The following is a 13000-nucleotide window of genomic DNA, read 5'->3' as shown; positions in this document are numbered from 1 at the left end:
ATCGATCCTCCTGCGGGGCCGGAAATCACCGGTCCCGCAGCGAAGAAGGTGGCGGAACCGTGTCTTCCGGTCGTGCCGCCCACGGGTGCACGACCGCGGCCCAGACACAGAAGACCACGACGGCCGCCAGCAGCAGCGTCCACGCCACCGCCCGGACGGCCCGCCGCCTGCGCAGCAGCCGGCGGCCGCGCTCGGCGGCCAGCCCGGCCAGCTCGGCCGGGACGGGCGGGTGCGGGAGGTCCAGCATCCGCCGGACCTCGTCCTCCTTGCGGTCGTAGCCGCTCACGGCACGGGCCCCGCGGGCCTGCTGCGCAGGGCGGCCACCGCGCGCGTGCACAGCGCGCGCACCCGTTCCACGGGCAGTCCCAGGCCGGCCGCGGCCTGTTCCTCGGCCACGCCCTCGTAGAGCCGCAGGACCACCACCAGGCGTTCCCTCGGCGGGAGCCGTTCCAGCACGCCCCCGCGCGGGTGCCGGTAGCGCCGGGCGGAGTGCGCGAAGCGGGCGGTGAGCTCGCGGCGGGTGTGCTCGTACGGATCGTCGCCGCCGATCCGGTCCCAGTCGGCGTAGGTACGGGCCAGGGCGGCCGTCAGCAGGCGCTCGGCGGCGCCGTCCGAGCCGGTGCGCGGGTCCTCGGCGGTCAGCAGCCGGGCGGCGTGCAGGAGCCGGCCGCCCGCGCCCCCGACGAACACCTCGAACTCCCGGGCGCGGCGGCGCTCCCGGGCCGCCTGCCGCTCTCGCACGCCCCGCCTCCGTCACATCCGGCGGCACTCCCCGGTGGCTTCCGGGGGTTCCAGCAGACGGCAGCAGAGGCACCCGGTCAAGGGCCGGGACGCCGGGACGTCAGGACGCGGGCGCGCCCGGCGGCAGGGCGGTGTGGATCTCCGAGAGCGCGGAGTTGAAGCGGGTGAGCAGGGAGCAGAAGATGTCGCGCTCGTCCTCGGTCCAGCCCTCGGTGCACAGCGCCATCAGCTCGCGACGGGAGGTGCGCACCTCCTCCAGGCGGGCCTTGCCACGGGGCGAGAGCTGCAGGACGACGGCGCGGCCGTCCTCGGGGTGCGAGGTGCGCTTGACCAGTCCGGTGTCGACCAGCGGCGCCACCTGGCGGGTGACGGTCGAGGAGTCGATTCCCATGCCCGCGGCGAGCGCCTTGACGCCCATCGGGCCTTCCTGGTCGAGGCGGTTGAGCAGCAGATACGCGGCGCGGTCCATCGTGTTGTGGACCCGGCCGACGCCGCCGAGGCGGGTCTGCTCTGCGCGGCGTGCGAAGACGGCCACCTGGTGCTGGAGGGCATCGAGGACACCGGGGGCGAGTTGGGTCGTCACGTCCGGAGGGATGGGCATGGCCTGGGGCTCACTTCGTGCGGCGGGCGGAGGGGACGGCAGAGGCTCTGCAGGGCTGTGGGACAGATAGCGGGACCAGCTGGTTGCTCGCGAATGGGGGACAGAGTACGCGGCCTTTCGCGCGCTCGTACCAGTGCTGCACAAACCGGACGGTAGGCCCGGTTCCGGTCTGCCTCGGAAAGCCGTTGACGTGCGCGTACTGCGAGACTGGCGGTATGGCCCGACGAGTTGGCGGCGCGGGCGGAACGCCTGCCTCCGGCACGTTCCCGGTCACGCTCGGCGACGTGCGCGCCGCGCAGCGGATGCTGGCCGGGGTCTGCCGGACCACGGCCCTCGCGGCCGGCCGCCACCTCTCCGTGCTGGCCGGCACCCCGGTGCTGCTCAAGTGCGAGAACCTGCAGCACACCGGCTCGTTCAAGCTGCGCGGCGCCTACGTGCGCATCGCGCGCCTGGCACCGGAGGAGCGCGCGGCGGGGGTCGTCGCGGCCAGCGCCGGCAACCACGCCCAGGGCGTCGCCTTCGCCGCCTCGCTGCTGGGCGTGCGGTCCACGGTCTTCATGCCGGAGGACACTTCGCTGCCGAAGATCGCCGCAGCCCGCGGCTACGGGGCCGAAGTCCGGCTGCACGGGCAGGGGTTGGACGACGCGCTGCAGGCGGCCCGGGCGTATGCGGGGGAGGCGGGGGCGGCCTTCGTCCACCCCTTCGACCACCCGGACGTCATCGCCGGGCAGGGCACGGTGGGCCTGGAGATCCTGGAGCAGTGCCCCGAGGTGGGCACCGTCGTCGTGGGCATGGGCGGCGGCGGTCTGGCGGCCGGAATCGCCGTGGCGGTCAAGGCGTTGCGGCCGGACGTGCGGATCGTGGGCGTCCAGGCGGCGGGTGCGGCCGCCTACCCGCCGTCGCTGGCCGCGGGCCGCCCGGTGGCGGTGCGGACGCCGGTGACGATGGCGGACGGCATCAGGGTCGGGCGGCCCGGGGACGTGCCGTTCCGGATCGTCGCGCGGCTGGTGGACGAGGTGCGGACGGTCTCCGAGGACGAGCTGGCCGCGGCACTGCTGCTGTGCCTGGAGCGGTCGAAGATGGTGGTCGAGCCGGCCGGGGCGAGCCCGGTGGCGGCGCTGCTGTCGGCGCCCCGGTCGTTCGACGGGCCGGTGGTGGCGGTGCTTTCGGGTGGCAACGTGGACCCGCTGCTGCTGCAGGCCGTGCTGCGGCACGGCATGGCCGTCGCGGGCCGGTACCTGTCCCTGCGGGTGCGGCTGACGGACCGTCCGGGCGCGCTGGCGGCCCTGCTGGAGGTGCTGTCCGCGGCCGGCGCCAACGTCCTCGACATCGGCCACGTCCGCACCGATCCGCGGCTCCGGCTCGGCGAGGCGGAGGTGGAGCTGCACCTGGAGACGGAGGGGCGGGAGCACTGCGCCGGGGTGGAGACGGCCCTGCGCGACGCGGGGTATGCGGTGCTGCACTGAGCGTGCCGGTGGCCGTGTGCCCGGCGGTGTCCAGTGATGCCCGGATTCCGGGCAATGACCGGAGTGATGCCTTCATGGGGCGAAATGAGCTGAGTGAACGTAAAATCAACTACGTCACCTCAACGGGGAGAAGCTCCATGCAAGGTGCGATATACGCCGAAGGTCTGGTCAAGACCTTCGGCGACGTCAGGGCTCTGGACGGTGTCGACCTGGACGTACCGGAAGGGACCGTCCTCGGACTGCTCGGCCCCAACGGCGCCGGCAAGACCACCACGGTGCGCGTCCTCACCACCCTCGTCAAACCCGACAGCGGCTCGGCCGTCGTGGCCGGCATCGACGTCCTGAAGAAACCCAACGAAGTCCGCCACGCCATCGGCCTGTCCGGCCAATTCGCCGCCGTCGACGAATATCTGACGGGCCGTGAGAACCTCCGGATGGTCGGCAGGCTCTACCAGATGGGCGCGCGCGACGCCAAGTCGCGGGCGGCGGAGCTGCTCGAACGCTTCAACCTCGCCGACGCCGCCGACCGCCCCGCCAAGACCTACTCCGGCGGCATGCGCCGCCGCCTCGACCTCGCGGCCGCCCTGGTCGTCAGCCCGCCCGTGATGTTCATGGACGAGCCCACCACCGGACTCGACCCGCGCAACCGGCAGCAACTCTGGGAGGTCATCGAGGAGTTGGTGGCAGGCGGAACGACTCTGCTGCTCACCACCCAGTACCTGGAGGAGGCCGACCGCCTCGCCCACGACATCGCCGTCGTCGACCACGGGCGCGTCATCGCCCGCGGCACCTCCGACCAGCTCAAGGCGCGCACAGGAGGGGAGCGCGTCGAGGTCGTCGTGCACGAGCGCGACCACATCCCCGTCACCGAACAGGTGCTGCACGCCTTCGGCAAGGGCGCGACCGCCGTCGAGGAGCACACCCGCAAGGTCACCGTCCCCGTCTCCGGCGGCGCCAAGCTCCTCGCCGAGGTGATCCGCGAACTCGACGGCCGCGGCATCGAGATCGACGACATCGCCCTGCGCCGCCCCACCCTGGACGACGTCTTCATCTCCCTCACCGGGCACACGGCCGAGGCGGCGCAGGAAAGCGGGGACCGCGAGCAGGAAGGGGCCGCACCATGAGTGCCACCGGCGAGATCGTCTCCAGGAAGGCGGTGCCCAGGGCGCGCGGCGGCGTCACCCAGTCCGTGCACGACTCCCTGGTCGTCGCCCAGCGCAACCTGATCCGGATGGTGCGCATCCCCGAGGTCGTCGTCTTCGGACTCGTCCAACCGATCATGTTCGTCGTGCTGTTCAGCTATGTCTTCGGCGGCTCGATCGCCGTCGGCGGCAGCACCGACCCGGCCACCTACCGGCAGTTCCTGATGGCGGGCATCTTCGCCCAGACCGTCACCTTCGCCACGGCGGGCGCGGGCGCGGGGATCGCCGACGACATGCACAAGGGCCTCATCGACCGCTTCCGCTCACTGCCCATGGCCCGGGGCGCGGTGCTCACCGGCCGCACCCTCGCCGACCTGGTGCAGACCGCACTGACGCTGGTGGTGCTGGCGATCGTCGCCGTGATCGTCGGCTGGCGCATCCACCACGGCGTCCTGGAGGCGCTCGGCGGCTTCGCCCTGCTGCTCCTGCTCGGCTACGCCTTCTCCTGGATCGGCGCACTGATCGGACTGTCGGTGCGCACCCCGGAGGCGGCGACTTCGGGCGGGCTCATCTGGCTCTTCCCGCTCACCTTCATCTCCAACGCCTTCGTCCCCTCCGACAACATGCCGGTGGTGCTGCGCACCATCGCCGAGTGGAATCCCTTCAGCGCCACCGTGCAGGCGGCGCGGGAGCTCTTCGGCAACCTCCCGCACGGCTATCCGGTGCCCGCGGCCTGGCCGATGCAGCACCCGGCGGCGGCGTCGCTGCTCTGGTCCGTCCTGATCATCGCCGTCTTCCGCTCGCTGTCGGTGCGCAAGTACCGCTCGGCGACGGCCTAGGCGCCCCGTACGGGGCACGCAAGAGCCCCGGACCGGTTGCGACCGGTCCGGGGCTCCACAGGGGTAGGGGAGGGCTCAGCCCTGGTACGGCTTGGCGTCCAGGATGCGCACCATGGCCTTGCGGCCGTTCGGCAGCTCGTACTGGGCGTCCTCGCCGACCTTCTTGCCGTTCACGCCCGAGCCCAGCGGGGACTGCGGGGAGTACGTCTCGATGTCCGCGCTCGCGTATTCGCGGGAGGCCATCAGGAACGTCAGCGTGTCGTCCGGGTCGCCGTCGAAGGCGATGGTCACGACCATGCCGGGCGCCACGGCGCCGTCGGTGGCCGGGGCCTCGCCGACCTTCGCCGCCTCGAGCAGCTGGGTCAGCTGGCGCACGCGGAGCTCCTGCTTGCCCTGTTCCTCCTTGGCCGCGTGGTAACCGCCGTTCTCGCGCAGGTCACCCTCCTCGCGTGCCGCCGCGATCTTCATCGCGATCTCGGTGCGAGCGGGACCAGACAGGTACTCCAGCTCAGCCTTGAGCTGGTCGTACGCCTCCTGAGTCAGCCAGGTGACGTTGTCGCTGGTCTGGGTCACAGGTGCTCCTCGTCGGTACTGGGAATGCTGGGATACAGCCGGGATACAAATGAACGCCCTACTCAGAAGGGTGCACCTTCAAAGGCGGGCGAAACCACGAGCCTAACAACTCCGCCCGTCAAGGGGGAAGAAGTAACCGGGAGGAAACGCGCAAGAAGCGCGTCAGGGCAGGTCAGCGCCCGGTTACCTGGCGACACCCCTCAAGCTCCGTGGCGGAGGCCCGCCGCGTGGTGCGGAGCTCGACCGGCTGCGTGAAGTGGGCCTCGCGACGGTCGAGGGTGACGTCCTTGCGCGCCACCTCGGTGCCGTCCTCGCCCAGCGAGCGCAGCGTGCAGACGCCGGTGGCGTCCTTCTCCTTGCGGATCTCCAGTACCGCCTGCACGGACGAGTCGGAGATCGTCTTCGAACGGATCAGCTGACCGCTGACGTCCGTCTTGGTGATGTAGTGCACACCGGCCCAGCCGACGAAGCCCAGCAGCGCGGCACCCAGCACCGCGCCGGCGATCTTCAGCTTGCGGTCGGCACGCTCGTCCGCCGAGCGGCCGTAGCGGCCCTCGGGCAGCGCTGCACCGTCCGCAGCCATGATCGTTCCTCCTGACGGGGAGTGCGGGACCGGGGGCGACCCCCTCCGGATTCCGGTTGTGGAACACGGAATGAATCGCGCCTTCCTTCGGTCACTATAGGAGGCGTCTTAAGAGACCAGTGACTGAGGATCGAGCCTTGACCGAGCAGCTGCGAATGATGGCCGTTCACGCCCACCCCGACGACGAGTCGAGCAAGGGCGCGGCCACGATGGCCAAGTACGTGTCCGAGGGGGTGGACGTGCTGGTCGCCACCTGCACAGGTGGTGAGCGTGGCTCCATCCTCAACCCCAAGCTCCAGGGCGACCCCTACATCGAGGAGCACATCCACGAGGTCCGGGCCAGGGAGATGGCCGAGGCCCGCGACATCCTCGGCGTCAAGCAGGAGTGGCTCGGCTTCGTCGACTCCGGCCTGCCCGAGGGCGACCCGCTGCCGCCGCTTCCGGAGGGCTGCTTCGCCCTGCAGGACGTGGAGGAGGCGGCCGGCCGGCTGGTCGCACTGATCCGCGAGTTCCGTCCGCACGTGATCACCACGTACGACGAGAACGGCGGCTACCCGCACCCCGACCACATCATGACCCACAAGATCTCGATGGTGGCCTTCGAGGCCGCGGGCGACCCCGAGCGCTACCCCGAGGCCGGCGAGCCCTGGCAGCCGCAGAAGCTCTACTACAACCAGGGCTTCAACCGCCCCCGCACCCAGGCCCTGCACGACGCCCTGATCGAGCGCGGCATGGAGTCCCCCTACGCGGAGTGGCTGGAGCGCTGGGAGTCGATGGGCCGCGAGCGGACCCTGACCACCTACGTGCCCTGCGGCGACTTCTTCGAGATCCGTGACAAGGCGCTGATCGCGCACGCCACGCAGATCGACCCCGACGGCGGCTGGTTCCGCGTCCCGATGGACCTCCAGCGGGAGGTCTGGCCGACCGAGGAGTACGAGCTGGCGAAGTCGCTCGTCGACACGTCCCTCCCCGAGGACGACCTCTTCGCGGGCATCCGCAACAATTGAGCCCATGATGAGCAACCTGGTGCCGCTCGCCGCCGACCTCGACCAGAACAAGGTCACCCCCGGCGTGCTCGGCTTCATTGTCTTCGCCCTCATCGGCGGCGCCGTGTGGCTGCTGATGAAGTCCATGAACAAGCACATGAAGCGGGTCGACTTCGCCGAGGATGCGGAGGCCGGCGGTCAGACGGCCGCCGACAAGGGCGCGGCCTGAGCGGTCCGGCCGTTTGACGGCTGCGGGTCGTTCTCGGCTGGTCGCGCAGTTCCCCGCGCCCCTGCGGGGCGCGCGTACGGCGGCGCGGTGACGTCCCGTGCGCCAGGATGGACCCATGTCCAACCGCCTGGCGCACGAGACGTCCCCCTATCTTCTCCAGCACGCCGACAACCCGGTCGACTGGTGGCCCTGGTCCCCCGAGGCCTTCGCCGAGGCCCGGCGGCGGGACGTGCCCGTGCTGCTGAGCGTGGGGTACTCGAGCTGCCACTGGTGCCACGTCATGGCCCACGAGTCCTTCGAGGACCCCGCGATCGCCGCGCTGATCGACGAGCACTTCGTCGCGGTCAAGGTCGACCGCGAGGAGCGGCCCGACGTCGACGCCGTCTACATGGAGGCCGTCCAGGCCGCCACGGGACAGGGCGGCTGGCCGATGACCGTCTTCCTCACGCCCGACGCCGAGCCCTTCTACTTCGGCACCTACTTCCCGCCGGCCCCGCGCCACGGCATGCCCGGCTTCCCGCAGGTGCTGGAGGGCGTGCGGGCCGCGTGGAGCGACCGGCGCGACGAGGTGGGCGAGGTCGCACAGCGCATCGTGCGCGACCTGTCCGGGCGCACCCTCGCCGTCGACACCTCCCGTGCACCCGGCGAGGAGGAGACGCACGCCGCACTGATGGGCCTGACCCGCGACTTCGACGCGGTCAACGGCGGCTTCGGCGGGGCACCCAAGTTCCCGCCGTCCATGACGCTGGAGTTCCTGCTCCGCCACCACGCCCGCACCGGCTCGGCGGCCGCCCTGGAGATGGCGCAGGCCACCTGCGAGGCCATGGCACGCGGCGGGATCTACGACCAGCTCGGCGGCGGCTTCGCCCGCTACGCGGTGGACGCCACCTGGACGGTGCCGCACTTCGAGAAGATGCTCTACGACAACGCCCTGCTGTGCCGCGTCTATGCGCACCTGTGGCGCGCCACCGGATCCGGCCTGGCCCGGCGCATCGCCCTGGAGACCGCGGACTTCATGATCCGCGAACTGCGCACCGAACAGGGCGGGTTCGCCTCCGCACTCGACGCCGACAGCGACGACGGGTCGGGCCGGCACGTCGAGGGCGCGTACTACGTGTGGACGCCGGAGCAACTGCGCGCGGTGCTGGGCGAGCAGGACGCGGCCCTGGCCGCCGTCCACTTCGGGGTCTCGGAGGAGGGCACCTTCGAGGAGGGCGCCTCCGTGCTCCGACTCCCCGACACCGAGGAGCTCCTCGACGCCGCACGGCTCGCCTCCGTGCGCGAGCGGCTGCTGGCCGCGCGCGAGGCGCGGCCGCGCCCGGGCCGGGACGACAAGGTGGTGGCCGCCTGGAACGGCCTGGCCGTCGCGGCCCTCGCGGAGTGCGGCGCGTACTTCGACCGCCCCGACCTGGTCCAGGCCGCCACGGACGCCGCCGACCTGCTCGTCCGTACGCACATGGACTGGCAGGCCCGGCTCTTCCGCACCTCGCTGGACGGCGTCGCGGGCGGCCACGCGGGCGTCCTGGAGGACTACGCGGACGTCGCCGAGGGCTTCCTCGCCCTGTCCGCCGTGACCGGCGAGGGCGTCTGGGTCGACTTCGCGGGCCTGCTCCTGGACACCGTCCTGATCCGCTTCACCGCGGAGGACGGCACGCTCTACGACACCGCCGACGACGCCGAGGCACTGATCCGGCGCCCGCAGGACCCCACCGACAACGCGGTGCCGTCCGGCTGGACGGCCGCGGCCGGGGCGCTCCTGTCCTACGCCGCGTACACGGGCAGCGCACCGCACCGCGAGGCGGCCGAGAAGGCCCTGGGCGTCGTCCGGAGCCTCGCCCCGCGGGCGCCGCGGTTCATCGGCTGGGGCCTGACGGTGACGGAGGCCCTGCTGGACGGCCCCCGCGAGGTGGCGGTCGTGGGCCCCGGCGACCACCCCGGCACGCGCGAACTCCACCGCACGGCCCTGCTCTCCCCGGCCCCGGGCGCGGTGGTGGCCCTCGGCGAACCGGGCGCGGCACCGGTGGAGGTACCGCTCCTGGAGGGCCGGGACCTGCTGGACGGGCGGCCGGCCGCGTACGTGTGCCGCCACTTCACGTGCGACGCACCGACGGCGGACGCGAAGCTCCTTGCGGAGCAGCTGGGCGCCCCGTAGGGGCCCCGTCAGGGGCGCGGGGCTGTTCACATGTGCGGCTCCGCCGCGTGGGCGCGTCCCGGGGCGGTGCGTCGGCTGCAGGCCGTCGGTGGCCGATCACGCAGTTCCCCGCGCCCCTTCGGGGCGCTCACAGCGTCAGACCGCGCCCCAGCACGTCCAGCGTGCGGTCGATCAGCGCCCCCACATCCCCGGTCTGGCCCTGGTCCACCCAGTGCATCATCGCCTCCTGCATCGCCCCCAGCACCGCCGCAATCACGACCCGCACTTCGAGGTCGTCCTCGGACCGCCCCGTCCGCTCCGCAAGGACACGGCACAGCATGACCGCCGACTCCGCCTGCCCCTCCGCGGAGCGGCCCCGCAGGGCCGGGACCTCGCGGACCAGCTTGGTGCGCTGCCGCAGTTCGACGATGTCCGTGTCGACGATGTGCTGCAGCGCGTCCCGCACACCGTGCCGGATGGCCTCGACCGGGGTCTCCTCCGCCGGGCGTGCCCGGATCGCCGCCTCCATCACCGGGTCGTACTCGTCGGTGAGGACGATGTCCTCCTTGGTCGGGAAGTAACGGAAGACCGTGCTGGGGGACACGTCCGCGGCCTCGGCGATCTGGTCGACCGGCGTGGCGTCGTAGCCCTGCTTCTCGAACAGGCGGTAGGCGGCACGCCGGATCGCCTGCCGGGTCTGGATCTTCTTCCGCTCGCGGAGCCCGAGCCTGGGGCCGGGCTGTGCGGGGGAGGACGTCTGTGCTGAGGCCATGGGTGCATTCTCAGGCATCGGTCATTTCGCCAACCACTTCATGATCCGCGGCCGCCTCCGTGGGGCGGCCGTCCGGCAGGAAGACGGCGACGAGGAGGGCCGCGACGATCGCCCCGGCGCCGCACACCAGCAGGGCCAGGCTCATACCGTGCAGGTAGGCGGTGTCCGCCGAGCGCGCGAGCGCCGTGTCGCCGAGCCTGGCGGCGACCATCTGCGCCCCCTCGACGGAGTCGCGCGCCGCCCCCGCGGCGGCGGGCGGCAGCCCGTCCGTGCCGATCCGGCCGCGGTAGGCGCCGGCGATCAGGCTGCCCAGCACCGCCACTCCGACGGCGCCGGAGACCTGGCGCAGCGTCATCAGCAGCCCGGAGCCGCTGCCCGCGCGCTCGCGGGGGAGGGTGCCGAGGGCGCCGTCCATGGCGGGGATGATGCCGAACCCGAACCCGAAGCCGGTGACGGACAGCCACAGGGCCGTGAAGCCGTAGCCGTCGTGGATGTCCGTGCGGCTGCCGAGCAGGGCGGCGAAGGCCATGACGGTCAGGCCGCCGGCGATGACGGGCCGCGCCCCGAACCGGGTGACCAGCGGGCCCGCGGCGCGCGACGCGACGATCAGTCCGGCCATCATCGGCAGCATCCGCAGCCCGGTGCCGAAGGCGTCGTGGCCCAGGACGGCCTGGAGGTAGTGCGGGAGGACGAACAGCAGGCCCGTGAGCGTGAAGGTGATGAGCGCTGCGGCCGCAGTGTTCCAGCAGAAGCCGCGGTGGGCCAGCAGCGTGAGGTCCAGCATCGGCCGGGGCTGCCGGCGTTCGCGCAGGACGAGGGCGGTGAGCAGGACGGCCGCGGCGGCGAAGGCGCCGAGGACGGCCGGTGCGGACCAGCCGCGCGTGGGTCCCTCGACGACGCCGAAGACGAGGGCGCCGAGGCCGGTGACGGTGAGCGCGGTCGAGAGGGCGTCGACCTTGGGCGAGTTGGGGTCGTTCGTCTCGGGGAGCAGGAAGACGCAGGCCGCGATGCCGATGATCACGAGCGGGACGTTGACGAGGAAGGCCGAGCCCCACCAGAAGTGGTCGAGCAGCCAGCCGCCGATGATCGGGCCCAGCGGAAGGCCGAGGGCCGAGGCGGCGGAGACCGCGCCCACGGCCTTGGTGCGCTCCGGTCCCGGGAAGAGCGAGGGCAGCACGGACAGGGCGAGCGGCATGATCAGCGCCGCGCCGACGCCGAGGACGGTGCGGGCGGCGATGACCTCGCCGGTGCTCGTCGCGAACGTGCCGAGCAGGGATCCGACGAGGAAGATCCCCAGTCCGGTCAGCAGCATGCGGCGGCGGCCGAAGCGGTCGCCGAGGAGTCCGGCGGGGAGCATCAGGGCGGCGAGGACGACGAGGTAGGAGTCGGCTATCCACTCCTGTTCGCCGCTGGTGGCGCCGAGTTGGTCCGTCATGGTCGGCAGGGCGACGGTCAGGATCGTGGTGTCGAAGCCGAGGACGAGCATGCAGGCGACCAGGGCGCCCAGCGCCCACCAGCGCCGGGGGTCGGGTCGGGTGATCGGGGTGCTCATGGCACACCTCCGGGAGAGAGCTGGCGTCAAGTGACAGTAACTCTCAAAAGATGGAGGGTGTCAATATGGCCGGTGCCGGTCGGGCGATCTTGACGGCACCCTGATTGTCAGTGGGGTGTGTGACCCTGAGTGCAGGGCAGGGGAACGGTCGGTGAGACCGTAAAAGCCTGGGAAAAGGGGGTCGTTGATGAGTGGGGTCGTCTATGCGCTGCTCGCGATGCTGTGTGTCGCGGGGTATGTGATCGCCGGCGAGATCGCGGTGCTGGCCGTGGCCGCGGCCGGGATCGGGGGCCTGGCATGGCGAGTGGCCGCGGCTTCGAAGCCACGGCCACTGCGGAGGGTCCGTCGGGAGCGCGGTGCGCGCGGTGCGTCAGGCGTGCGAATAGGCGACGAGTGAAATGCCCACGTAGTGCGTGACGAAGGCGGCCAGCGTGAGTGAGTGGAAGACCTCGTGGAAGCCGAACCATCGCGGCGAGGGATTGGGGCGCTTGATCCCGTAGATCACTCCGCCCGCGCTGTAGAGCAGCCCGCCGATGATCACCAGGACGAGGACGGCGATGCCGCCCGTGCGCAGGAAGTCGGGGAGGAAGAAGACGGCGGCCCAGCCCATCGCGATGTAGCAGGGGGTGTAGAGCCAGCGGGGCGCGCCGACCCAGAAGACGCGGAAGGCTATGCCGGCGGCCGCCGCCGCCCAGACCGCCCACAGCAGGATCCGGCCCCTGCTGCCGGGCACCAGCAGCATGGTCAGCGGGGTGTAGGTGCCCGCGATGATCAGGAAGATGTTGGCGTGGTCGAGGCGGCGGAGCACGCCCTCGGTGCGCGGACTCCAGTTGCCGCGGTGGTAGAGCGCGCTGATGCCGAACAGCAGACAGGCGCTCAACACGTAGACGGCACAGGCGATCCGGCCGCGGGGGCTGTCGGCCAGGGCGGTCAGGAGGATGCCGGACACCAGTACGGCGGGGAACATTCCGGCGTGCAGCCAGCCGCGCAGCCGCGGCTTGGCCTGGGCGGGGACGGAAGCGGAATCCTGCGGGGCGCCGGGGGCCGGGGCGTCGGTGGAGGCGGCGTTCGCGACACCGGCGGAAGCGGAGGACGCGGTGGGCGCTGCGTCGGGCGCGGGAGTCATGGGCGCCATGCTACCTACGCGACCGTAGGTTACGGATCAGTATCACGTGGCGATGGTCACGGGGGTGCCCCCTGGACAGAAGCTGGGCGGAGTCGGATGATCAAATGAGTGCGGGCGGCACCGGATGAGCGGTCACGAAGCGTCTGGGTCGCAGCCCCCAAGGGGCGACAGTGTGCAAAGGCGGACTTTCCGGCGATCCGGCCCGAGTCCGTTCCACCCTCAACATCTGACGCCGGGCAGTGTGGACCCGGCGGGACGG

Annotated in this window: 14 protein-coding genes; 6 read left to right on the top strand and 8 right to left on the bottom strand. The window is 72.0% G+C overall.

Annotation, left to right across the window (positions count from 1 at the left end; all coding sequences use genetic code 11):
* Positions 1-25: 25 nt before the first annotated feature.
* The 3 genes from ACMATS_RS14530 to ACMATS_RS14520 form a co-directional block, all read right to left on the bottom strand.
* On the bottom strand, positions 26-286 hold the full coding sequence (locus ACMATS_RS14530) for a hypothetical protein (protein WP_390776247.1): 261 nt from the start codon (positions 284-286) through the stop codon (positions 26-28).
* Positions 283-741: a sigma factor-like helix-turn-helix DNA-binding protein gene (locus ACMATS_RS14525; RefSeq protein ID WP_414168114.1), complete on the bottom strand. Its 459-nt coding sequence runs from the start codon at positions 739-741 to the stop codon at positions 283-285. Before ACMATS_RS14525 ends, ACMATS_RS14530 begins: the two co-directional genes overlap by 4 nt.
* 100 nt (positions 742-841) lie before the next feature.
* On the bottom strand, positions 842-1342 hold the full coding sequence (locus tag ACMATS_RS14520) for a MarR family winged helix-turn-helix transcriptional regulator (protein WP_390776249.1): 501 nt from the start codon (positions 1340-1342) through the stop codon (positions 842-844).
* A 215-nt stretch (positions 1343-1557) separates the two neighbouring features.
* Between ACMATS_RS14520 and ilvA the strand changes: the two genes are divergently transcribed.
* The 3 genes from ilvA to ACMATS_RS14505 all read left to right on the top strand — a co-directional run bounded on the left by ilvA (position 1558) and on the right by ACMATS_RS14505 (position 4789).
* A complete protein-coding gene (gene ilvA / locus ACMATS_RS14515) occupies positions 1558-2808 on the top strand; it encodes a threonine ammonia-lyase (RefSeq protein ID WP_414168113.1) in 1251 nt (416 codons plus the stop codon).
* Between the two features lie 137 nt (positions 2809-2945).
* A complete protein-coding gene (locus tag ACMATS_RS14510) occupies positions 2946-3932 on the top strand; it encodes an ATP-binding cassette domain-containing protein (protein ID WP_390776251.1) in 987 nt (328 codons plus the stop codon).
* A complete protein-coding gene (locus ACMATS_RS14505) occupies positions 3929-4789 on the top strand; it encodes an ABC transporter permease (RefSeq protein WP_391152396.1) in 861 nt (286 codons plus the stop codon). Before ACMATS_RS14510 ends, ACMATS_RS14505 begins: the two co-directional genes overlap by 4 nt.
* A 75-nt stretch (positions 4790-4864) precedes the next feature.
* On the opposite strand, the gene greA is transcribed toward ACMATS_RS14505, so the two are convergent.
* A complete protein-coding gene (greA, locus tag ACMATS_RS14500; protein ID WP_390776253.1) occupies positions 4865-5362 on the bottom strand; it encodes a transcription elongation factor GreA in 498 nt (165 codons plus the stop codon).
* A gap of 172 nt (positions 5363-5534) precedes the next feature.
* Positions 5535-5945, bottom strand: a complete 411-nt coding sequence (locus ACMATS_RS14495) for a DUF4307 domain-containing protein (protein WP_390776254.1) — start codon at positions 5943-5945, stop codon at positions 5535-5537.
* Positions 5946-6082: 137 nt separating this feature from the next.
* Here ACMATS_RS14495 and mca point away from each other — a divergent pair, with 137 nt between their 5' ends.
* From mca to ACMATS_RS14480, 3 genes are all read left to right on the top strand, one after another.
* On the top strand, positions 6083-6952 hold the full coding sequence (mca, locus tag ACMATS_RS14490; RefSeq protein WP_390776255.1) for a mycothiol conjugate amidase Mca: 870 nt from the start codon (positions 6083-6085) through the stop codon (positions 6950-6952).
* 7 nt (positions 6953-6959) lie between these two features.
* A complete protein-coding gene (locus tag ACMATS_RS14485; protein ID WP_390776782.1) occupies positions 6960-7160 on the top strand; it encodes a hypothetical protein in 201 nt (66 codons plus the stop codon).
* A 115-nt stretch (positions 7161-7275) separates the two neighbouring features.
* On the top strand, positions 7276-9312 hold the full coding sequence (locus ACMATS_RS14480) for a thioredoxin domain-containing protein (protein WP_414168112.1): 2037 nt from the start codon (positions 7276-7278) through the stop codon (positions 9310-9312).
* 127 nt (positions 9313-9439) lie between these two features.
* Here the strand turns inward: ACMATS_RS14480 and ACMATS_RS14475 are convergent, their stop codons facing one another.
* The 3 genes from ACMATS_RS14475 to trhA form a co-directional block, all read right to left on the bottom strand.
* Positions 9440-10063, bottom strand: a complete 624-nt coding sequence (locus ACMATS_RS14475; protein WP_390776257.1) for a TetR/AcrR family transcriptional regulator — start codon at positions 10061-10063, stop codon at positions 9440-9442.
* 10 nt (positions 10064-10073) lie between these two features.
* Positions 10074-11615, bottom strand: coding sequence for an MFS transporter (locus ACMATS_RS14470; RefSeq protein WP_414168111.1), 1542 nt, complete (start codon positions 11613-11615; stop codon positions 10074-10076).
* A gap of 370 nt (positions 11616-11985) precedes the next feature.
* The gene (gene trhA, locus ACMATS_RS14465) at positions 11986-12741 is read right to left on the bottom strand and encodes a PAQR family membrane homeostasis protein TrhA (protein ID WP_390776259.1); all 756 of its coding nucleotides are present in this window, start codon (positions 12739-12741) and stop codon (positions 11986-11988) included.
* Positions 12742-13000: the final 259 nt, after the last annotated feature.

The organism is Streptoverticillium reticulum (assembly GCF_047456005.1).
Taxonomy (GTDB): domain Bacteria; phylum Actinomycetota; class Actinomycetes; order Streptomycetales; family Streptomycetaceae; genus Streptomyces; species Streptomyces reticulum.
This window is presented reverse-complemented; position numbering and strand designations above follow the sequence as displayed.